Source organism: Bradyrhizobium sp. USDA 4506, from assembly GCF_054058795.1.
This window is the reverse complement of record NZ_JBSSBM010000002.1, coordinates 4,492,272-4,512,083: the sequence shown is the minus strand read 5'-3', so window position 1 is coordinate 4,512,083 and position 19,812 is coordinate 4,492,272. Positions and strand designations below refer to the sequence as shown.

The 19,812-nt window shown below is 63.9% G+C and carries 20 protein-coding genes and 1 pseudogene; 15 read left to right on the top strand and 6 right to left on the bottom strand.

Going from position 1 to position 19,812, the window contains the following annotated elements; translation table 11 throughout:
- The first annotated feature begins 41 nt into the window (after positions 1 to 41).
- Positions 42 to 839: an IclR family transcriptional regulator domain-containing protein gene (locus tag ACVIHF_RS23650; protein WP_438073288.1), complete on the top strand. Its 798-nt coding sequence runs from the start codon at positions 42 to 44 to the stop codon at positions 837 to 839.
- Here ACVIHF_RS23650 and ACVIHF_RS23645 read toward each other — a convergent pair.
- On the bottom strand, positions 815 to 1,738 hold the full coding sequence (locus tag ACVIHF_RS23645) for a ketopantoate reductase family protein (protein ID WP_456792635.1): 924 nt from the start codon (positions 1,736 to 1,738) through the stop codon (positions 815 to 817). The genes ACVIHF_RS23650 and ACVIHF_RS23645 overlap by 25 nt on opposite strands.
- Before the next feature lie 199 nt (positions 1,739 to 1,937).
- On the opposite strand from ACVIHF_RS23645, the gene ACVIHF_RS23640 reads away from it, so the two are divergent.
- Positions 1,938 to 2,753, top strand: coding sequence for an ABC transporter ATP-binding protein (locus ACVIHF_RS23640; RefSeq protein WP_456792634.1), 816 nt, complete (start codon positions 1,938 to 1,940; stop codon positions 2,751 to 2,753).
- The gene (locus ACVIHF_RS23635) at positions 2,753 to 3,538 is read left to right on the top strand and encodes an ABC transporter permease (RefSeq protein ID WP_225643575.1); all 786 of its coding nucleotides are present in this window, start codon (positions 2,753 to 2,755) and stop codon (positions 3,536 to 3,538) included. The genes ACVIHF_RS23640 and ACVIHF_RS23635 overlap by 1 nt, the downstream gene beginning before the upstream one ends.
- Positions 3,539 to 3,614: 76 nt before the next feature.
- Here ACVIHF_RS23635 and ACVIHF_RS23630 read toward each other — a convergent pair whose 3' ends face one another.
- Positions 3,615 to 4,013, bottom strand: coding sequence for a hypothetical protein (locus ACVIHF_RS23630; protein WP_253607617.1), 399 nt, complete (start codon positions 4,011 to 4,013; stop codon positions 3,615 to 3,617).
- A 6-nt stretch (positions 4,014 to 4,019) separates the two neighbouring features.
- On the bottom strand, positions 4,020 to 4,859 hold the full coding sequence (locus ACVIHF_RS23625) for a helix-turn-helix transcriptional regulator (RefSeq protein ID WP_253607618.1): 840 nt from the start codon (positions 4,857 to 4,859) through the stop codon (positions 4,020 to 4,022).
- Between the two features lie 92 nt (positions 4,860 to 4,951).
- Between ACVIHF_RS23625 and ACVIHF_RS23620 the strand changes: the two genes are divergently transcribed.
- Positions 4,952 to 5,836, top strand: coding sequence for an SDR family oxidoreductase (locus ACVIHF_RS23620; protein WP_456792633.1), 885 nt, complete (start codon positions 4,952 to 4,954; stop codon positions 5,834 to 5,836).
- A gap of 72 nt (positions 5,837 to 5,908) precedes the next feature.
- Here ACVIHF_RS23620 and ACVIHF_RS23615 read toward each other — a convergent pair whose 3' ends face one another.
- From ACVIHF_RS23615 to ACVIHF_RS23605, 3 genes are all read right to left on the bottom strand, one after another.
- The gene (locus ACVIHF_RS23615) at positions 5,909 to 6,829 is read right to left on the bottom strand and encodes a 4Fe-4S binding protein (RefSeq protein WP_456792632.1); all 921 of its coding nucleotides are present in this window, start codon (positions 6,827 to 6,829) and stop codon (positions 5,909 to 5,911) included.
- Positions 6,829 to 7,236 (bottom strand): hypothetical protein, encoded by a 408-nt coding sequence (locus ACVIHF_RS23610; RefSeq protein WP_456792631.1) that lies wholly within the window; start codon positions 7,234 to 7,236, stop codon positions 6,829 to 6,831. The genes ACVIHF_RS23615 and ACVIHF_RS23610 overlap by 1 nt, the downstream gene beginning before the upstream one ends.
- A 218-nt stretch (positions 7,237 to 7,454) precedes the next feature.
- On the bottom strand, positions 7,455 to 7,904 hold the full coding sequence (locus ACVIHF_RS23605; protein ID WP_225162591.1) for a cupin domain-containing protein: 450 nt from the start codon (positions 7,902 to 7,904) through the stop codon (positions 7,455 to 7,457).
- A gap of 182 nt (positions 7,905 to 8,086) precedes the next feature.
- Between ACVIHF_RS23605 and ACVIHF_RS23600 the strand changes: the two genes are divergently transcribed.
- The 11 genes and pseudogenes from ACVIHF_RS23600 (at position 8,087) to ACVIHF_RS23550 (ending at position 19,702) form a co-directional block, all read left to right on the top strand.
- Positions 8,087 to 9,112, top strand: a complete 1,026-nt coding sequence (locus tag ACVIHF_RS23600) for an ABC transporter substrate-binding protein (RefSeq protein ID WP_456779606.1) — start codon at positions 8,087 to 8,089, stop codon at positions 9,110 to 9,112.
- Between the two features lie 12 nt (positions 9,113 to 9,124).
- Positions 9,125 to 9,827: pseudogene (locus ACVIHF_RS23595) on the top strand (NUDIX hydrolase).
- Positions 9,828 to 9,842: 15 nt separating this feature from the next.
- Complete coding sequence (locus ACVIHF_RS23590; RefSeq protein ID WP_456792630.1) at positions 9,843 to 10,607, top strand: substrate-binding domain-containing protein; 765 nt, start codon at positions 9,843 to 9,845, stop codon at positions 10,605 to 10,607.
- A gap of 176 nt (positions 10,608 to 10,783) precedes the next feature.
- Positions 10,784 to 12,094: an ABC transporter substrate-binding protein gene (locus tag ACVIHF_RS23585; protein WP_456792629.1), complete on the top strand. Its 1,311-nt coding sequence runs from the start codon at positions 10,784 to 10,786 to the stop codon at positions 12,092 to 12,094.
- A 22-nt stretch (positions 12,095 to 12,116) separates the two neighbouring features.
- Positions 12,117 to 12,890, top strand: coding sequence for an ABC transporter ATP-binding protein (locus ACVIHF_RS23580; protein WP_050385458.1), 774 nt, complete (start codon positions 12,117 to 12,119; stop codon positions 12,888 to 12,890).
- 4 nt (positions 12,891 to 12,894) lie between these two features.
- Positions 12,895 to 13,599 (top strand): ABC transporter ATP-binding protein, encoded by a 705-nt coding sequence (locus ACVIHF_RS23575; protein WP_253607624.1) that lies wholly within the window; start codon positions 12,895 to 12,897, stop codon positions 13,597 to 13,599.
- A gap of 232 nt (positions 13,600 to 13,831) precedes the next feature.
- Positions 13,832 to 14,713, top strand: coding sequence for a branched-chain amino acid ABC transporter permease (locus tag ACVIHF_RS23570; protein WP_456792628.1), 882 nt, complete (start codon positions 13,832 to 13,834; stop codon positions 14,711 to 14,713).
- A complete protein-coding gene (locus ACVIHF_RS23565) occupies positions 14,710 to 15,720 on the top strand; it encodes a branched-chain amino acid ABC transporter permease (protein WP_456779607.1) in 1,011 nt (336 codons plus the stop codon). Before ACVIHF_RS23570 ends, ACVIHF_RS23565 begins: the two co-directional genes overlap by 4 nt.
- Positions 15,686 to 16,627 (top strand): polyphosphate kinase 2 family protein, encoded by a 942-nt coding sequence (locus ACVIHF_RS23560; RefSeq protein WP_456792627.1) that lies wholly within the window; start codon positions 15,686 to 15,688, stop codon positions 16,625 to 16,627. The genes ACVIHF_RS23565 and ACVIHF_RS23560 overlap by 35 nt, the downstream gene beginning before the upstream one ends.
- Before the next feature lie 92 nt (positions 16,628 to 16,719).
- Complete coding sequence (locus tag ACVIHF_RS23555) at positions 16,720 to 17,733, top strand: phosphatase PAP2 family protein (protein ID WP_456792626.1); 1,014 nt, start codon at positions 16,720 to 16,722, stop codon at positions 17,731 to 17,733.
- Positions 17,734 to 18,142: 409 nt separating this feature from the next.
- Entirely contained in the window at positions 18,143 to 19,702 is a 1,560-nt protein-coding gene (locus ACVIHF_RS23550) for a 2-isopropylmalate synthase (protein WP_038383406.1), read from the top strand.
- The last annotated feature ends 110 nt before the right edge of the window (positions 19,703 to 19,812 follow it).

Sequence of the window (19,812 nt, the reverse complement as noted above, 5' to 3'; positions counted from 1 at the left end):
TGGATGCAGCGCGCCCCTGCCGATTTTGCGGATGTGGACGGATGGCAAAGAAACCGAAGGCGGAGGTTCTGGACGCGGAGCAGGGGGCGTCAGGCGTGCGGGCCGTCGACCGCGCCATCGCGATCCTGCAATGCTTCACGCCGGATCAGCCGGCGATGAGCGTGATCGAGATCCAGAAGCGGGTTGGGCTGAGCCGGCCGACGCTCTATCGCCTGCTGCAGACGCTGGCGCAGCGCGACCTGATCCAGGCCGAAGGCGACCCGCAGCGTTTCCGGCTGTCGCACGGCGTGATGAAGCTGGCCCATGTCTGGCTGAAGGGTCTCGAGGTGGTCGCGATCGCGCGCCCGGTCGTCGAAGGCCTGCGCGAGGCGACCGGCGAGACCGCAGCGTTGTTCCGCGAGCAGGACGATCGCGGCATCTGCATCCTCGAATGCGAGAGCCGTCACGTGCTCTCGATCAGCCGCGGCGTCGGCCACAGTCTGAGCCTGATCCAGGGATCGACCGGCAAGGCGATGCTGGCCTTCATGGACCCGAAGCGGCAAGCCGCGCTTCTTGCCAGCATTGCAAAGAGCGCGGACCGTGCGCGGCTCGAGGACGCGCTGAGCTTTGCGCGGCGCAACGGCTATGCGACCAGCCATGGCGAGATCTTCGCCGGCGCGGTCGCCGTCTCCGCGCCGTGTTTCGATCACCGCGGCGAGGTGGTCGGTTCGGTCGGCCTCTACGGACCGAGCGCGCGCATCGACGAGCGGAAGCTATTGGAATATTCAAAGCTGGTGCGCGAGGCCGGGCGGCAGATTTCGGTTCTGCTGGGCTATCAGGACGGCGCGCCCATCGCATAGGGCTTCAACACCGCATAGAGCATGTCGTGCGTCGGCGTCGGGACGCCGAGCTTGCGGCCGAGCTCGACCACCTTGCCGTTCAGCCACGGCAGTTCGAGCCGGTTGCCGCGCTCGAGATCGAGCGCCATGGAGGCCTTCATCGCCGGCGGCGCGTGTCCGATGAAGTCGAGCACTTTCGTCAGCGCATCCGGCGGCAGCTTTATGCCGCTGGCGTGCGCGACGGCGATGATCTCCTCGCAAGCCGATACGAAGAGCGGGCGCAAATGGGGATCGTCGCGCAGCTTGCCGATCGGCAGCCGCGTGACCGCGGTCATGCCGGCATTGGTGGCGAGGCCGACGAACTTCATCCAGAGCTCGGTGTTGATCTGCTCGCTCAAGGTCGCGTCGAAGCCGGCCTTCAGGCAGAGATCGAGCAGCGCCTTGCCGCGCGGTGTGATGCGGCCGTCGAGCTCACCGAAGATCATGCGCATGAAGGTGCCGACCTGGTTGATGACGCCAGGCTTGATGATCGAGGCCGAGATCTGCGCCACGCCGCCCATCACGGCGTTGCGTCCCAGGATCGGGACCAGCCTGTCGGGCGCGTCGATACCGTTCTGCAGCGGGATCACCGCGGTGTCGGGGCCAACCATCGGCCTGATGTGTTGGCCGGCGCTCTCGACGTCCCACAGCTTGACGCAGAACAGCACGATATCGACCGGGCCGACGCTTGCCGGATCGTCGGTCGCCTGGGTCGGGACCAGATGGGTTTCGCCGCGGCCGCCCTGAACCTTCAGCCCCTCGCTGCGCATGGCGGCCAAATGAGCGCCGCGCGCGATAAAGGTGACGTCCGCGCCGGCATGCGCGAGCGCCGCACCAAAGCCGCCCCCGACGCCTCCGGCGCCCACCACTGCGATCCGCATGATTGTCTCCTTGTCCGTCGCTTTGGTCCGCAGCCTCGACGATGTCGGCGCAATGCGCAACCCGGTTGCGCAATTGAGCAACCCTGGCCTGTCTGAAAATCGCGTGACCACAGCCTTGTTTGCTAGGCCATCTTCCTGCGTTGACTTGCCCGCCCGAACCGCTAAGCCATCTCGGAAAGTTCGGGAGGGATGCGTGGCGATGACGGAGCCGACGGCGGTCGCGCTTGACAGTGCGACGGTGGCGTTTCGGTTGGCGGATGGACGCGTCTATACCGCGGTCGAACAGGCCAATCTTTCGGTTGATCATGGCGAGTTCGTCGCCATTGTCGGACCGACTGGATGCGGGAAATCGACGCTACTTAACGTCACGGCCGGGCTGCTCAAGCCCGCGGCCGGAACGGCAAGGATCTTCGACAAGCCGCTGAGCCGCCTCAACCGTGATGCCGGCTACCTGTTCCAGGCCGATGCACTGTTCCCCTGGAAGACCGCGATCGACAATGTCGCGATCGGGCTCGAGATATCAGGCACGCCGCGCGCCGAGGCGCTCGCGCGCGCGCAGAAATGGCTGACCTCGGTCGGGCTCGGCGCCTTCGCCAATCGCTATCCGCACATGCTCTCGGGCGGCCAGCGCAAGCGCGTCGCGCTGGCGCAGGTCCTGATCCGCGATCCGAAGATCCTCCTGATGGACGAGCCGTTCGGTCCGCTGGACGCCCAGACCCGGCAGATCATGGGCAATCTGCTGCTGGAATTGTGGAGCGCTGACCGCAAGGCGGTGCTGTTCGTCACCCACGATCTCGAGGAAGCGATCGCGCTGGCCGATCGCGTCGTGATCATGTCGGCCGGTCCTTCCGCGCGCATCATCGGCGACTGGCGCATCACGCTGCCGCGGCCCCGCGACATCGCCGAGATCCGGATGGAGAAGGATTTCCATGCCCTGCACCGCGAGATATGGGGCGTGCTGAAGGACGAGGTGATGAAGGGTTATGTCCAGTCGACGCAGGCGGGAGCTGCCTGATGTCGCGCGTCACACTGTTGTCCCTGCAGGTTCTGGTCGCCGTCGTCACGCTGGCGCTGTGGCAGGTCTTTTCCACCGTGCCGGTGTTCGGCAAGGTGTTGCTGCCGCCGTTCTTCTTCTCCAATCCGATCGACGTCTTCAGCCAGATCGTGAAATGGTTCTCGACCGGGGTGATCTGGAAGCATCTCGCGATCACGTTGTGGGAATCCATCCTCGCCTTCGTGATCGGCTCGGCCGGCGGCATTCTGGTCGGCTTCTGGTTCGCGCGGCAGCCGCGCGTCGCCGCGGTGTTCGATCCCTATGTGAAGATGGTCAACGCGTTGCCGCGCGTGGTGTTGGCGCCGATCTTCGCGCTGTGGTTCGGGCTCGGCGTCTGGTCCAAGGTCGCGCTCGGCGTAACCCTGGTGTTCTTCATCGTGTTCTTCAACGTCTACCAGGGCGTCAAGGAAGTGCCGACCACGGTGCTCGACAATGGCCGCATGCTCGGCATGAACGAGCGGCAGCTGATGCGCCACGTCTACTGGCCGTCGGCGCTGTCCTGGATGTTCTCCTCGCTGCACACCTCGGTCGGCTTCGCGGTGGTCGGCGCGGTGGTCGGCGAATATCTCGGCTCCGCAGCCGGCCTCGGCTACCTGATCCAGCAGGCCGAGGGCGTTTTCGACGTCGCCGGCGTGTTCGCGGGCATGTTCGTGCTGTCCGCCTTCGTCATCCTGATCGACATGGGCGTGACGATGGTCGAGAATCGGCTGCTGGTGTGGCGGCCAACGCCGGTGACGCGGGACTAGGGCACAAGCTTGGCGCGTCCCGAACGAAAGAGGCCGCCAGCGTTGGTGGCCTCTCCGCATTCGCGACGCGAAAGCATCAGGTCTTGTATCCTTGACTGGTGCACCACCATGAGGTGCCCCAGCTATCGTGGCCTAACTTGAGCAGGAATTCCCGGCATTCGTTGTAACTGTGGAAACGTTGGACGAGACGTGGCGCGCACGGCACCGGCGCCGGATTGGGCCAACTGCTGGTGACGGAGCAACCAGACGGGTGTGTTTCCGCGGCGGCCTGCGTGATGAGTTTGCGCTTGTTCTCAGCATTCGCAGATGCAATCGAAACGATTGCGACAGCTAGGCCTGCGACGCAAAGTGACGAGGCTTTCATGGCTATCTTCTCCCATCCACCGTTGGCTCGGTGGTGGCGCACTATACCATAGGTCGCATCAAAGGAGCGCTTCAATTCGCGTTTCGCTTCGTGTACGGCGCCGACGATCATGTCCGTTCATTTCCCGGGTGCGGTGTTCATCAACCCGCGAATCTTCTCCGCCACCTCGGGGTCGATCGGATTGTAAACGATCATGCTGAGGTCGGGTCGGCCGTCGACCGCGAACGCCGAATATTCGAACTTGACCGGGCCCAGGATCGGATGCCGGAGCTGCTTGACGCCTTCGCCGTGCGTTCGCACGTCGTTGTCGCGCCACAGCGCCGCGAATTCCGGACTGAGCCGGCAGAGCTCGTCGACGAACGGCTGCACCTCGGCAGCGGCGCCGGCACGTGCTGCGTCGACCCTGAAGGCGCCGACCACGAAGCGCGCCACGCTGGCCCAGTCATGTTGTGCCGCGCGGACGCGCGGATCGAGGAACATGAAGCGCAGCACGTTGCGCTCGCGCGGCGGCAGCGATCCGTAGTCCGTCAGCATCACGGTCGCGGCCCGGTTCCAGGCGACGATATCCCAGGTCGCGGTGCGTATCACGGCGGGGCGCGGCTCCAGCGCGTCGAGCACGCGCTGCAGCCGGGGCGTGACGCCTTCGCTCTTCTGGTAGCGCACCTCGGGCGTGCGGCCGAGGCCGAGCAGGAACAGATGCTCACGCTCGACATCGGTCAGCATCAGCGCACGCGCGATGCGGTCGAGCACATCGGCCGAGGGCGCGCCGCCGCGGCCCTGTTCGAGCCAGGTGTACCAGGTCGCGCTGATGTTGGCGCGCTGCGCCACCTCTTCGCGGCGCAGGCCCGGCGTGCGCCGCCGCTCCGGCGGAAAGCCGAACACGGCCGGATCGAGCTTGCTGCGGCGGTCCTTCAGGTAGGCGCCGAGCAGGTTCTCTTGCGCGAGCGGTTCGCTCATCCTGTTAGCTATTATACCATGATAAGGTCACTACTTTAACAGGATAGCGCGCAGGGCCAGATTTGTCTCCAACGAAACCTGGAGACTTCCTCATGCGTGTGTTCGTCACTGGTGCCACCGGATTCATCGGCACGCCCGTCGTCAAGGACCTGATCGCCGCCGGACATCAGGTTCTTGGTGTGGCCCGTTCGGACGAGGGGGCGAACGCGATCTCTGCCCTCGGCGCGGAGGTTCTTCGCGGCTCGCTCGAGGACCTTGATAGCTTGCGCAAGGGGGCAAGCGCGTCGGATGCCGTCATTCACCTGGGCTTCGTTCACGACTGGTCCAATTTCGCGAAGAGTTGCGAGATCGACCGCTGCGCCATCGAAGCGCTGGGTTCTGTTCAGGCCGGATCGGACAGGCCGCTGATCGTGACCGGGGGCTTGGCGGGATTGGCCGCGCCCGGCCAGATCGCGACTGAGGACCAAACGATATCGCCGGATTTCCCATTCCCCCGCGTGTCGGAACAGACAGCCTTGTCGCTAAAGGGCGTCCGCGCGTCGGCCATGCGTCTTCCCCAGGTCCACGATCCTGTCAGGCAGGGTCTCATCACCCCATTAATCGCGGTGTACCGCCAAAAGGGCGTGTGCGCCTATCTCGGCGACGGGCAAAATCGTTGGCCGGCGGCGCATGTTCTCGACGTGGCGCGTCTCTACCGGCTGGCCATCGAAAAGGCTGAGCCGAACGCAAGGTATCACGCCGTCGCCGAAGAGGGGGTCTCGATGCGCGATATTGCCGAAACGATCGGACGGCGGCTGAAGCTGCCGGTCAAATCCATCGCCCCGCAAGAGGCGCAAGCCTTCTTTGGCTGGCTCGGCACGTTCGCTGCATACGACATGGCGGCCTCCAGCGAGCAGACGCGCAGGAAGCTTGGATGGCAGCCGACCGGGCCGGGGTTGATTGCCGATCTCGAACAGCTGGTCCATTCCGCCCAGTAAGAAGCAGCGCAGTAGGATGCGTAGGGTGGGATAGCCGAAGGCGTAAGCCACCCTACGCATCTACGCTGCGGCTCAGAGCGGGAAGCACCGCATGTAGGCGGCGAACAATGCTTCGTCGCTGTAGCTCACCAGCTTCGCGGCAATCGCGTCGGCCAGTTCGAGGTCGCGGTTCTGCACGCGCAGCCAGGCCTGGGTATCGGCGGTGATGGTCAGAGCCGCCTCTCCGACATGCCGTCCCGGCACGACCTGGAGATCCTTGCCCTTGATCGCAACGGTCATGTCCAGCGCGCTCGTGCCGGTGAAGCGCAGATGCGTCACGAAATCCAGACCTCGGGCCCTGCCGCGCTGGAATCCGAGCGAGAGCGAAAAGATATAGGCCTGCAGGCTGCCGGTATGGCGGCCGGACGTGACATGCTGAAGCTTTTTGTGCGGAAAGCGCCGCGTCACCGTGTCCTCGGCGTCGGTATCCGGGATCACGTAGACGAACTCGTCCTTGTCGATCAGCGGCTGCACCACATCGGAGAAGTGGGCGTCGCGATCGTGGAGGAAGGGGCCGATCACGTCTTCGCCGGCCGGGCAGGCCGAAATGCAATAGGCCGCCTTGTAGCCAGGCTTGAACGACAGCGATTGCCAGATGTTTAGCGTCTCGGTGCGGGGAACGCGGGCACGATAATCCCTTGCGTCCTTTGCATCCGCGACCTTCTCCACCCATTGCGAGAAGTTGCCGAGAAAGTCGTGATAGTTGTGGGTGTGGCAGGACAGGAAGTCGAAGCCGCCGTCGGGCTTGATGGCGCCGACCGGGCAGGCGGCGACGCACAATTTGCACTCCAGGCAGGGATTGTAGTCGATCGGATGGTCATGGGCGTCGACCTCGCATCCGAGCAGGATGGTGCCGAGCAGGACGAAGCTGCCGAATTTCGGGTGGATGACGCTGCGATGGATTCCCATGCGGCCGAGACCGGCCTCCACCGCGATCGGCTTGTGCTGAACCATCATGATCCTCGGCAGATCCATCTCCATCGGGAACGCGGCAACCGAGTTGCAGGCCGGGATGCCGTGCTCGTCGAGCGCGCGCGAACGATGGCGCGCGCGGTTTCGTTGACGTGATCGTAGGTGCTGTGGAATTCCTCGTTGGCGACCGAGCGCGAGGGCGAGCGCACCGGCTCGCGGTTCATGTGGCAGACGATCGCGAGCAGGGAGCGCGTCCGGCCATAGACCTTGCGAATGAAGTCCCGCTGCGGCGCGATGGCGGCCCGTTCGAACTCGATGATGCCGACATCATCAGCTCCGCATCGCCGCGCGATATCCTTGATCAGTTCCGATGAAACCGGGACGTCGCGGACCGGTTCGCTGCTGCGAGCGCGCACAGCCCTGACCGTGGGGTGATCGTCCAGGCTCATGGGTCTAGCTTTCTATGAAATGACGATTGTCATCCTATGGAGCGAACGAACTTGAGGCAAGTGAATTATCTGTCAAGTGTCATGTCATGGAACCGGCGCTGGCGCGCGCGACTTTCGTCATTGCGAGGAACGAAGCGACGAAGCAATCCATGGGTCCGCCTATCCGGAGAGATGGATTGCCTTCGCTTCGCTCGCAATGACGTTGAGGATGGCCGTAATCAATCCAGCAGCTTGGTATCATCCGGCGCCTGCGGCGGCGTCTTGATCGCGATGGCCTTGATGGCGCGGCCGTTCGGCTTGGTGCCGCCATGCGGCGTGCCCTTCGGGATCACGATCAGGTCGCCCGGCTTCACCGTCACTTCCTTGTCGCCGAGCCAGACCGTGCCGGTGCCTTCGAGGACGAACTGCATCTCGTTGGTGTTGGGATGCATGTGCTTCGGCACATTGCCGTCCTGGATAGAGACGGTGGCGCCGTCGGCGGAGACGAACATCTTGGAACGGAAGCCGACCTTGTTGGCGTCGCCGAGCTTGTCGCCCTCCATCTCGCCGGTGTGGATGACCTGCGCCGTGATGTTTTCGGCGGCGAGCGCCGGCCGCAGCAAATGGGTGATGCCACAGCCCGCGGCAAAGGCGGTAGCGATCGACAGCGCGGTTGCAATACGATTCATGAAGACCTCCCTTGATGTTTCCCTTGAAGTATTCTTGGTGCTTATGGTTTTGGCGCTTCTTCTGCGTTTTCTTGTATCCGCGATGCTATGCCGCCCCCGCAGGCTTGACCAGCTGTCGGAAAGTCGCCTTCTCAAGGCCTGCCGGCTCCTCTATCTTGCCGGCCAGTCGAACGGAGGACGTCATGAACAAACTGCTTGGCAAGCTTGCCGGAATGCTGCTGGCGCTGACCCTGTCCACGGGCCTTGCCGCGGCGCAAAGCAAGATCACCATCGCGGTCGGGGGCGGCGCTTGCCTGTGCTATCTGCCCACCGTGCTGGCCAAGCAACTCGGCGAATACGACAAGGCCGGGCTCGCGGTCGAACTGGTCGACCTCAAGGGCGGCTCGGATGCGCTCAAGGCCGTGCTCGGCGGCAGCGCCGACGTCGTCTCCGGCTATTTCGACCACTGCGTCAATCTTGCGGCCAAGAAGCAGGAGCTGCAGGCCTTCGTGGTCTATGACCGCTATCCCGGCCTCGTGCTGGTGGTGTCTCCGAAGCACACCGGCGAGATCAACTCGATCAAGGATCTCGCCGGCAAGAAGGTCGGCGTCAGCGCGCCGGGCTCCTCGACCGATTTCTTCCTGAAATATCTCTTGAAGAAGAACGGCCTCGATCCTACGGGCACCGCCGTGATCGGCGTCGGCCTCGGCGCCACTGCGGTGGCGGCGATGGAGCAGGGCCAGATCGACGCCGCCGTGATGCTCGATCCTGCCGTCACCGTGCTGCAGGGCAGCTACAAGGACCTCAAAATTCTCAGCGACACCCGCACCCAGCACGATACGCTTGCAGTGTTCGGCGGCGAATATCCCGGCGGCGCGCTGTATTCGACCGCGGCCTGGGTCAACGGCCACGAGAAGGAGGTGCAGGCGCTGACCAACGCGATCATGGCGACGCTGGCGTGGATCCATTCGCACAGCGCCGAGGACATCATGGCCAAGATGCCGGATGAGATCGTCGGCAAGAACAGGGCGCAGTATCTCGCCGCGCTGAAGAACACGATTCCGATGTATTCGGAAACCGGCAAGATGGACCCCAAAGGCGCGGAAGCTGTGCTCGCGGTGTTCAGCGAAGGGTCACCCGATGTCGCGAAGGCCGGCATCGACGTCACCAAGACCTACACCAACAAGTTCGTCGATCAGGCCAAGAAGACCACCGGAAGCGGAAAGTAAACGCGTACGGACATGCAGTCTCCGCTCATTTGTCGTGTCACCGCGCTCGACCTTGCCTTGCAGCGGCGTCCCTGGCCGTTCGCGGACGAGCGGCGCGCCGAGATCGACGCGCATTTCGCCGAGCAGCAGCGGCTGAACCCGAACCTGTGGAACGGCCGCGTGCTGCTCGGGCGCGATCCGGTCTTCGCCGGCGAGCGGCTTAGCGCGAGCTATTTCGAGACCGATTTCGCGAGCTTCCTCGCCTGGCGCGACTGGGGCTTTCCGGACCACGAGGTGTTCAACGGTTTCGGCATGGGGGCCGCTGCTCGCCAGCGACGGCGCCTTCGTGTGCGGGGTGATGGGCGAGCAGACCGCGAATGCCGGACGCATCTATTTTCCCTCCGGCACGCCCGACCTCGACGATATTAGGGGCGACACGGTCGATATCGCCGGCAGCGTGATGCGCGAGCTCGAGGAGGAGACGGGACTGTTGCCGTCGGATTGCCGCGGCGACGCCGACTGGCACTGCATCTACACCGGGCCTGCGCTTGCAATGATGCAGATCCTGCGCGTCGATATGCCTGGTGACGCGTTGCGGGCGCGGATCGAGGCCAATCTCGCGCGCCAGGCAAATCCCGAGCTTGCCGGCATCCATCTGGTGCGCAGCCGCGCCGATCTCACTCCGGCAATGCCGCGCTTCGTCACCGCGTTCATCGAGACGCAGCTGCCGGCCTAGGCAAAGGAATGCGCAATGACCGGTCAAGCCACCGCTGCCGCCGCATTGACACCGGCAATCGCCGACGGTCCTAAAACGATCAAGGTCATCATTTCGGGTGGCTTCGCCGCGGTCTACCGAGACGTGCTGCCTGAATTCGAGCGAAGCACGGGCATCAGGGTGGAGACCGGATCGGGCGCGTCGGAGGGGACGGGTCCGAAGACGATCAGGCACCAGCTTGCGAACGGCACCAAAGTGGACGTGGTTATCCTTTCGCGTGAGGGACTTCGAAGTCTGATCGAAGATGGCCGAATTCGTGTGGGATCGGAAGCCGGACTGGCGACGACACCTTTGGCCGCGGCGATTCGGGCGGGCTCTTCCAGGCCGGACATCGGCAACGGTGCCGCGCTCAGGCAGGCTTTGATCGACGCCGGCGAGGTGGTGGCGCCGAGCAGCACGAGCGGGCAGTACGTCCGCGACAAGGTTTTCCCCAGGTTGAACTTGCCGGACACGGTTAGGCTCACCCTCGAGGCGCGCGGAACCGAGGCGGCCGAAGCGCTGAGAGCAGGCAAGGCAAATCTGTCGATCGGCCCGACCAGCGAACTGGTTCAGGAGAGCGGCATCGAAGTTGTCGGCCTGCTGCCGCCAGATCTCCAGCTGGTCCAGACCTTCACGGCCGCGATCGTCAGCGACGCGCAAGCGCCGGAAGCAGCCAAGCGCCTGATCGATTTTCTTGTCTCGGACAGCGATATTTTGCTCACGGCCATCAAACGAGCCGGCATGGAACGGCCTCGCGGATAAATTGCCGCGGCCAAGCGCACGCCGGAGCACCGCGCGTCGGCACCGTTCCGCCGAAACTTTGCGCAAGCCTGCGCGGTGCGGACGCAGCCATCGCGCTTGACATCATCGGCCGCTCCCCCTGTGATAGGGCCGCACGACAACAAAAAATGCAGTGCACAATCTCTGGGGAGGGATTCATGCCGGTCAGGAGGGCTGCCCGCTGGCTTGCGGGTCTATCTGTCGCGCTTGCGGCGCTTGGTGTGGCCAATGCAGCGCATGCGCAGGACAAGAAAATCAAGATCGGCGTGATCTTCGATTTGACCGGCCCGCTGGCCGGCGGCGGCTCCGAGCTGCAATACACCGGCGTCAAGATCATGCTCGACCATTGCGCCAAGACCGGCGTCGAGGGTTACAAGGTCGAGGCCGTCTATGCCGACGCGCAGAGCAAACCCGACATCGCGATCAACGAGGCCGTCCGCCTGCTCGAGCAGGAAAAGGTCGACATGGTGATGGGCTTCTTCTCCTCGGCGCAATGCGTGCCGGTGTCGGCGCGGGTCGAGCAGATGAAGAAGTTCATGTGGATCACGACCTGCATTTCCTCCGGCGTGTTCGACGGCAAGAACTACAAATACGTGTTCCGTCCGCAGGCCGCCGGCAACCAGTACGGCATGATGACGACCGACTTCATCGCGCAATACTCCATGTCCAAGTTCGGCAAGGAGCCGAAGGATCTCCGCGTCGCCATCATCCATGAGGACGGCGCCTATGGCGTCGACGTCTCCAAGGGCAATGAGGCCGGCGCCAAGAAGGCCGGCTTCAACATCGTGCTCAAGGAGGGTTATTCGGCGACCGCGCCCGATCTGTCGGCGCTGGTGACCAAGCTGAAGCGCGCCAAGCCCGACGTGATCTTCCACACCGGCTACAATCCGGACATTACCCTGCTGTTCCGCCAGGCCCGCGAGCAGGGATTGAAGTTCGGCGCCATTGTCGGCCATGGCGCGGGCTACGGCGTCTACGAAAAGCTGAAGGAAGGGCTCGGCACCGACGCCAACTATCTCTTCAACACCGACCCGATCTCGATCTGGCTTGCCAACCAGAAGAACATGGATCCCAAGCTGCCGCCGGTCATCAAGATGGTCGGCGAGGAGTTTGACCGGCTGAAGCCCGGCGTGCCGATCCGATCCGCCCATGTCGGCATCGGCGCGGCCAACGCCTATGTCTTCCTCGACGACGTCTTGCCGCGCGCGATCAAGAAGTATGGCGGCGTCGATCCGGATGCGCTGCGCAAGGCCGCGCTCGACACCGACATACCCGAGGGCGGCACCATGCTCGGCTATGGCGTGAAGTTCTATGGCGAGGGAGAGCAGTATGCCGGGCAGAACGCGCGCTCGTTCCCGGTGGTGCTGCAATATATCGACGACAAATCCTATGTGGTGTGGCCGAAGAGCCAGATGCAGCGCGAGACCGAGCTGCCGCTGCCGGCCGGCACCACCTACAGCTACAAATAGCTCGCTCGCGAAGGGAACTGCCGTGCTCGCCGTCGAAGGCCTGGTCAAGCGGTTTGGCGGCTTTCGTGCCGTCAACAACGTGTCGTTCCGCGTCGAGCAGGGCGAGATCCTCGGCCTGATCGGCCCGAACGGCTCCGGCAAGAGCACGATCTTCAACATGCTGTCGGGCACCTTGCCGCCGACCTCCGGCTCGATCCTGTTCGACGGCCACGAGATCGCGGGGCTCGCCCCGCACCGGATCATCAACCGTGGCATCGGCCGAACCTTCCAGATCCCGCGGCCGTTCCATCGCCTCAGCATCTTCGAGAACGTCGTGCTCGCCGGCTTCTACGGCCAGGGCCGCCACAGCCGCGGCAAGGCCGAGGAGGCGGCCGAGCGGGCGCTCGCGATGGTCGGGCTGCCGACCGATCGTCACGCCAGCGTCGAGGGCCTGGGCGCCGCCGGGTTGAAGAAGCTCGAGCTCGCCAAGGCGCTCGCCACCGGCCCGAAGCTGTTGCTCGCGGATGAGAGCCTTGGCGGCCTTGACGAGGCCGAGATGGACCAGGCCGCCGACATGCTGCGTCGGATCCGCGACGAGCTCGGCATCACCATCATCTGGGTCGAGCACATCATGGGCGTATTGATGCGCGTGGTCGATCGCGTGATGGTGCTCGATCACGGCGAGAAGATCGCCGAGGGCCTGCCGGCCGATGTCGCCGGCGACGCAAGAGTGATCGAGGTCTATCTCGGCACCGATGCGGATGCGAGCCTCGCAGCCGCGGCCGCAGCCCAGGCGCGGCGCCGGATCGGGGCGTGAGCGCATGCTGGAATTGAAATCGATCGACGCGGGCTATGGCAGCTTCCAGGCGCTGTTCGACGTCAGTCTCGACGTCAAGGCGGGCGAAGCGGTCGGCGTGATCGGCCCGAACGGCGCCGGCAAGACCACCCTGATGCGGGTGATCTCAGGGTTGATCCGCCCGATCAGGGGCACGATCGCGATGGAAGGCGTGAACGTCATCGCGACACCTCCGCATCGCATCGTCAGCCTCGGGATCGCGCATGTGCCGGAAAATCGCCGGTTGTTTCCCCGGCTCACCGTCGCCGACAACCTGAAGATGGGCGCCTACATGCCCGGTGCCCGCGCGCATTACGCCGAGCGGCTCGACTTCGTGTTCGAGCTGTTTCCGCGCATGAAGGAGCGCCAGCACCAGATGGCCGGGACGATGTCGGGCGGCGAGCAGCAGATGTGCGCGATCGGCCGTGCGCTGATGTCGAACCCGAAACTGCTGCTGCTCGACGAGCCGTCGGCTGGCCTCGCGCCGGTCGTGGTGCAGCAGGTGTTCGAGCTCGTCAAGCGCATCCGCTCAAGCGGGCTGACGGTGCTGATCGTCGAGCAGAACGTGCAGCAGGTGCTGCGCGTGGTCGACCGCGCCTATCTGCTGGAAGCCGGCAGCATCCGCGCCGCCGGGTCAGCGGCGGAGCTCGCGGCGAGCGACACCATCAAGCAGGCGTATTTGGGGGTGTGAGGGGGTAATGATCGTGAATCGAGCAAGCGCACTCACATATTTCCCCGTCATCCCCGGACGAACGCGTTTGCGTTCGCTCGGGAGGCGCGCGCTCTTGCGCGCCTCGAAGGATGAATCGGCCACAGACGGGCCGTGCATCCTTCGAGGCTCGCTCCGCTCGCACCTCAGGATGACGGTTGCGCTAGTTCGAGTTCGGCCAGATGACGACGCCTCGGTCTAAGGCGGAGCCACCATGCAATCCTTCCTCGACATCTTCGACATCTACCTGCTGGAGGCCGTCATCAACGGCATCCTGCTCGGTGGCGTGCTGGCGCTGCTTGCGCTCGGGCTCAACCTGATCTTCGGCGTCATCGACGTAACCTGGATCTGCTACGCCGAGCTCGTGATGATCGGCATGTACGGCATGTACTATCTCGTGCAGTATTACGGCCTGCCATACTGGGCGGCGGCGCCGCTGGTGATCCTGCTGGTGGCGCTGCTCGGCGCCGCGCTGCATTTCTTCGTGATCGCCCCGCTCCTGACCGCTCCGCCGATCAACCAGCTGCTCGCCACCGGCGGCGTGCTGTTCATCCTGCAGAGCTTTGCCACCGTCGCCTTCGGCATCGACTTCCGCAATCTCGGCATCCGCCTGCCGGTGCTCGCGCTCGGCGAGATGAATTTCAGCTACGCGCGATTGCTGTCGTTCGCCGCCGCGCTGCTCGGCATGATCGGCGTCTATCTGTTCCTGACCCGCACCTTCAGCGGCACCGCGATCCGCGCCATCGCGCAGGACCGCCAGATCATGCCGCTGATGGGCGTCGATCCCAAGCGCATCTATCTCGTCACCTCGGCGATCGGCGGCGGGCTCGCCGGCCTCGCCGCCTGCCTCCTGGTGCTGCAATATGACGTGCATCCGTTCGTCGGCCTGTCATTCGGGCCGATCACCTTCCTGATCTGCGTGCTCGGCGGGCTCGGCAATTTCATCGGCGGCTTCATCGCCGCCTTCGTGTTCGCCGAGATCATCTCGCTCGGCGGCCTGTTCTCCGATCTCGAATGGGGTTACGTGCTGGCCTTTGCCTTCTTCATCGTCATGATGTTCATCCGGCCCGCGGGCCTCCTGGCGAGGCGCTCGTGAACAGGCAAGCCGCCGGCTGGATCATCGCGCTGATCGCGCTCGTCGCGGTGCCCTTCGTGCATCGCGATCCCTATCATCTGCACGTGCTGGTGCTGATCCTGATCTGGTCGTTCGCCTACACCTCGTGGTCGATCATGGGGCGCTTCGGCCTGGTCTCGCTCGGCCATGGCGGCTTCATGGGCATCGGTGCCTATGTCACCGCGCTGCTGTGGAACCATCTCGGCGTGTTGCCCTGGATCGGCATTCCCCTCAGCATGGTAACCGCCGGCGTGCTCGCGCTCGTCGTCGCCTATCCCTGCTTCCGCTTCCGCATCACCGGGCATTATTTCGTGCTGGTGACGCTGGCGCTGTCGGGCATCGTGCTGCAGGTCATCACCGCGACCCGGGACTATACCGGCGGCTCGCTCGGCTACACCCCGCAGCGCGCCCCGAGCGGCAAGGGGCTGCTCGCGCTGCAATTCGACGAGAAGACCACCTGGTATCTGATCGCGCTCGCGGTCTGGCTCGCCGGCCTCGTGATCTGGCGCGCGATCGATCGCAGCATGATCCGCCATGCCATGGAGGCGATCTCGGAAGACGAGGATGCCGCCGCCGCCGCGGGCGTCAACGTCACCGCCGAGAAGCTCAAGATCACCCTGATCAGCGCGCTGATGACCGCGCTGTCGGGCGCGCTCTACTGCCAGTACCAGATGTTCATCTCGCCCGACACGGTGAGCGGCATCGCGGTCTCCCTGCAGATGGTGTTCGCGGCGATCGTCGGCGGCGTCTATGTCGCGCTGGGACCGACGGTCGGCGCCGTCATCACCATCGTGCTGGCCGAGGTGCTGCGCATCTCTTTCGGCACCAAGGCGGTCGGCTGGGACAATCTGGTCTATGGCGTGCTGCTGGTTCTGTTCATCATCTTCCTGCCCAAGGGCATTCTTGGTAGCGTGATCGACCGGATCAAATCGCCACGCAAGCCGTCGAGAAGCCATGAGCAACAAACCGTCCCCGTCGCTCGCCGATGAACTGAAGCCCTTCGTCGCGCCGTTCCGCTTCGACGGGTCGGGCGAATTTCACCTCAAATCGTATCCGACCGCCGAGAAGGGCGGCATCGACAAGGACGCCGGCGGCAAGATCATCGAGGCCAACCGCAAGCGGCTCAACGGCTTCCAGGAGAAGCTCTACGCCCAGGACCGCTGGTCGCTGCTGCTGATCTTCCAGGGCATGGATGCCGCCGGCAAGGATTCCGCGATCAAGAGCGTGTTCGAGGGCGTCAATCCGCAGGGCTGCGAGGTTTCCTCCTTCAAGCAGCCTTCGACCAGGGAGCTCGACCACGACTTCATGTGGCGCGCCATGATCGCGCTGCCGGAGCGCGGCCGCATCGGCATCTTCAACCGCTCCTATTACGAGGAGTGCCTGGTGGTGCGGGTGCATCCGGAAGTGCTCGACAAGCAGAAGATCCCGAAGAAGCTGGTGACCAAGGACATCTGGCGCGAACGCTTCGAGGACATTGCGTCGATCGAGCGCTATCTGTCGCGCAACGGCACCGTGATCCTGAAATTCTTCCTCAACGTCTCCAAGGAGGAGCAGCGCCAGCGTTTCCTCGACCGGCTCGAGGAGCCGGCCAAGAACTGGAAGTTCTCGATGGCCGACGTCGCCGAGCGCAAGCTGTGGGCCAAATATCAGGCCGCCTATCAGGACATGATCCATCACACCGCAACCAAAGAGGCGCCCTGGCACATCGTGCCGGCCGACCACAAATGGTTCGCCCGCGTCGTGATCGGCTCGACCATCGTCAACGCCCTCGACGGGCTCGACCTGAAATTCCCCGAAGTCGACAAGGCCGACTTGAGCGAATTCAAGCGCGTCCGCGCGGCGCTGGAGGCGGAAGGCAAGGGCGGGGCGGGCGAGAAGACGTCTGCAAAGAAGTAGGCGCCGCGTCCCATGTTTGTCGCATGCGGATATTCCCAGCGCGTACCGGCCGCTCGCAAGGCAATCTTAATGAATTGACGCAACATGGGGGCATGACAACCACAGATTTAGCGACAGGCAGTCACAACGCGAACGATGTCGCACTGACGGGCGTGCTATGGGCGCCTGTCCTGCTGTTCCTGGCTGGTTGCTTTGCTGCCTTCCATTGGTCCGGATTCCGGCACGTCGATGTCAATTGGGCCGGCTATGGCGGGATGGCAGCGATCTTGCTCAGCGCCTACCTCGTGACAAAGGGACTGCGAATCCAATTCGTCCAATTGTTCATAAACTGCTGGTCGCAGAATCTGGTGGTTGCGATCGCCGCGACGATGTTGACCTATGCCGCCGCGACAGTCGGCCGTCCCTTGATCGACGACCAATTGCTGCGTGCTGATCAGCTGATCGGATATGATTGGAGAGCTTATGCGGGGTTCTTCGCGGGCTCGGACACGATGGTCCGCATCGTGAGCGAATTCTATAACTCGATTTTTTATCTACCCAATGTTGTGATCCTGGCGCTGGCCATCAAGAAGGATGTCAAGACGCTTGAGAAATTCATCCTGGCGGCGATCATATCACTGCTGCTGACGATTGGGATTTTTGCCCTGGTTCCGGCCACCACGGCGTGGACCCATCTGCATCTCAGCGATACCGAGATATCCTCGATCCGGAATTTGCCGCTGTCGTCCGACGGCTGGATCGACGAGCTGATCCGGATTCGCGAAGGAAGCCTCAGAAGCCTGCGCAATTTCCAGGGAAAGGGACTGATCGCGTTTCCTAGCTTCCATTGCGCGGCAGCCCTGATCCTGATCTGGGCAAGCTGGAACATCCGCTGGCTGCGCATCCCGATGACGCTCGTCAATCTGGGCATGATCCTGGCAACGCCGATCGTCGGCGGTCACTACGTCGCGGACCTGATCGGCGGTCTGGTGATCACGATCGTGTCCGTGATCCTCGCTGGTTGGCTTCACACCTGGATGCTGCGGCACGTGGCTGTGGTCCGGCGAGGAGCATGGGCGATGATACCCGCGGTGCAACGAGCTGAGCCCCGGGCGGAAGTCAGGTGAGGGCGATCGCGCCCCCGCCATGCGGCAACGATAGGTCAACCCAACTGACCATCTTTACCCATTGCGGCAGCTTGCCATAATCGTCTAGAACGACGGCGCACAGCGCGTCCCGGCAACCAACCGTCAATGGTTTTGCCCGAGAATTTTGGCGCTCAACAGGGTCTGGCAATGCTGATTCGCGGCCAAATTGATGGGATTTCGGGGGAGGTGGCCCAGGCTACCGCCACGTTCCCTGCCGCAGCGCCCACCCTGCTTATTGGCGGCCTTCTTCTTACCTGCCCCTGAGGGCCGGCTGGGCGTTTGCGCCTGGGCACTCAGGGGTTTGTACGAGATCACCGAACCCTGATATCGCCCAGGTAATTGCTCAAGGAGCAACATGACGGGCGCAAAGCTTAAAGGAATTTCTGACATGGCCACCGCGAACAAGTCCGAGAAGGACCGCGTCATCATTTTCGACACCACCTTGCGCGACGGCGAGCAGTGCCCCGGCGCCACCATGACCTTCGAGGAGAAGCTCGAGGTCGCCGAACTCCTGGACGACATGGGCGTCGACGTCATCGAGGCCGGCTTCCCGATCACCTCGGAAGGCGATTTCCAGGCGGTCAGCGAGATCGCCCGCCGCTCCAAGAACTCGGTCATCGCGGGCCTGTCCCGTGCCCATCCGGCCGACATCGACCGCTGCGCCGAAGCCGTGAAGTTCGCCCGCCGCGGCCGCGTCCACACCGTGATCGCGACCTCGCCGCTGCATATGCGGGTGAAGTTGAACAAGACCCCCGAGGAGGTCATCGAGACCTCGGTCGCGATGGTCGCCCGCGCCCGCAACCAGATCGACGACGTCGAATGGTCGGCCGAGGACGGCACCCGCAGCGAGATGGACTATCTGTGCCGGATCGTCGAAGCGGTGATCAAGGCCGGCGCCACCACGGTGAACATCCCCGACACCGTCGGCTACACGGTGCCGGAGGAATACACCCACTTCATGCGCACGCTGATCGAGCGCGTGCCGAATTCCGACAAGGCGATCTTCTCGGTGCATTGCCACAACGACCTCGGCATGGCGGTCGCGAACTCACTGGCCGGCGTCGTCGGCGGCGCGCGGCAGGTCGAGTGCACCGTCAACGGTATCGGCGAGCGCGCCGGCAATGCCGCGCTGGAAGAGATCGTGATGGCGATCAATGTGCGGAACGACAAGTTTCCGTTCTGGAACAAGATCGACACCACGCAGCTCACCCGCGCCTCGAAGGTGGTGTCCGCGGCCACCTCGTTCCCGGTGCAGTACAACAAGGCAATCGTCGGCCGTAACGCGTTCGCGCATGAGAGCGGCATCCATCAGGACGGCGTGCTGAAGGACGCCTCGACCTACGAGATCATGCGGCCCGAGATGGTCGGCCTGAAGCAGTCCTCGCTGGTGCTCGGCAAGCATTCCGGCCGCCACGCCTTCATCCACAAGCTGGAGGAGATGGGCTACAAGCTCGGCGCCAACCAGCTGGAGGATGCCTTTACGCGGATGAAGGCGCTGGCCGACCGCAAGAAGGACATCTACGACGAGGACATCGAGGCGCTGGTCGACCAGGAGATGGCGGCCGCGCACGACCGCATCAAGCTGACCTCGCTGACCGTGATCGCCGGCACCCATGGCCCGCAGCGCGCGACCATGAAGCTCGACGTCGACGGCCAGATCAAGATCGAGGAGGCCGAGGGCAACGGCCCGGTCGATGCCGTCTTCAACTGCATCAAGCGCCTGGTGCCGCACGAGGCCAAGCTGGAGCTCTATCAGGTGCACGCGGTGACCGAAGGCACCGACGCGCAGGCCGAGGTCTCGGTGCGTCTGGCACATGAAGGTCGCTCGATGACCGCCCGCGCCGCCGATCCGGACACGCTGGTCGCCTCCGCAAAGGCCTATCTCGGCGCGCTGAACAAGATCGTGATGAAGCGCCAGCGCGACGTCCCGGCCAAGGCTGCGGGCTGACGAGCGAGATCGACCGACAAAGTTGAAACGCGGCGCCTCGGTGCCGCGTTTTTCGTTCGGGCGTGCAGATCCAGAGCGAGAGTCCCTCCGTCATTGCGAGCGTAGCGAAG

Coding starts and splice junctions, on each gene's coding strand:
- ACVIHF_RS23650 (WP_438073288.1), top strand. CDS start 42: ATGGCAAAGAAACCGAAGGCGGAGGTTCTGGACGCGGAGCAGGGGGCG.
- ACVIHF_RS23645 (WP_456792635.1), bottom strand. CDS start 1,738: ATGCGGATCGCAGTGGTGGGCGCCGGAGGCGTCGGGGGCGGCTTTGGT.
- ACVIHF_RS23640 (WP_456792634.1), top strand. CDS start 1,938: ATGACGGAGCCGACGGCGGTCGCGCTTGACAGTGCGACGGTGGCGTTT.
- ACVIHF_RS23635 (WP_225643575.1), top strand. CDS start 2,753: ATGTCGCGCGTCACACTGTTGTCCCTGCAGGTTCTGGTCGCCGTCGTC.
- ACVIHF_RS23630 (WP_253607617.1), bottom strand. CDS start 4,013: ATGATCGTCGGCGCCGTACACGAAGCGAAACGCGAATTGAAGCGCTCC.
- ACVIHF_RS23625 (WP_253607618.1), bottom strand. CDS start 4,859: ATGAGCGAACCGCTCGCGCAAGAGAACCTGCTCGGCGCCTACCTGAAG.
- ACVIHF_RS23620 (WP_456792633.1), top strand. CDS start 4,952: ATGCGTGTGTTCGTCACTGGTGCCACCGGATTCATCGGCACGCCCGTC.
- ACVIHF_RS23615 (WP_456792632.1), bottom strand. CDS start 6,829: ATGGTTCAGCACAAGCCGATCGCGGTGGAGGCCGGTCTCGGCCGCATG.
- ACVIHF_RS23610 (WP_456792631.1), bottom strand. CDS start 7,236: ATGAGCCTGGACGATCACCCCACGGTCAGGGCTGTGCGCGCTCGCAGC.
- ACVIHF_RS23605 (WP_225162591.1), bottom strand. CDS start 7,904: ATGAATCGTATTGCAACCGCGCTGTCGATCGCTACCGCCTTTGCCGCG.
- ACVIHF_RS23600 (WP_456779606.1), top strand. CDS start 8,087: ATGAACAAACTGCTTGGCAAGCTTGCCGGAATGCTGCTGGCGCTGACC.
- ACVIHF_RS23590 (WP_456792630.1), top strand. CDS start 9,843: ATGACCGGTCAAGCCACCGCTGCCGCCGCATTGACACCGGCAATCGCC.
- ACVIHF_RS23585 (WP_456792629.1), top strand. CDS start 10,784: ATGCCGGTCAGGAGGGCTGCCCGCTGGCTTGCGGGTCTATCTGTCGCG.
- ACVIHF_RS23575 (WP_253607624.1), top strand. CDS start 12,895: ATGCTGGAATTGAAATCGATCGACGCGGGCTATGGCAGCTTCCAGGCG.
- ACVIHF_RS23570 (WP_456792628.1), top strand. CDS start 13,832: ATGCAATCCTTCCTCGACATCTTCGACATCTACCTGCTGGAGGCCGTC.
- ACVIHF_RS23560 (WP_456792627.1), top strand. CDS start 15,686: ATGAGCAACAAACCGTCCCCGTCGCTCGCCGATGAACTGAAGCCCTTC.
- ACVIHF_RS23555 (WP_456792626.1), top strand. CDS start 16,720: ATGACAACCACAGATTTAGCGACAGGCAGTCACAACGCGAACGATGTC.
- ACVIHF_RS23550 (WP_038383406.1), top strand. CDS start 18,143: ATGGCCACCGCGAACAAGTCCGAGAAGGACCGCGTCATCATTTTCGAC.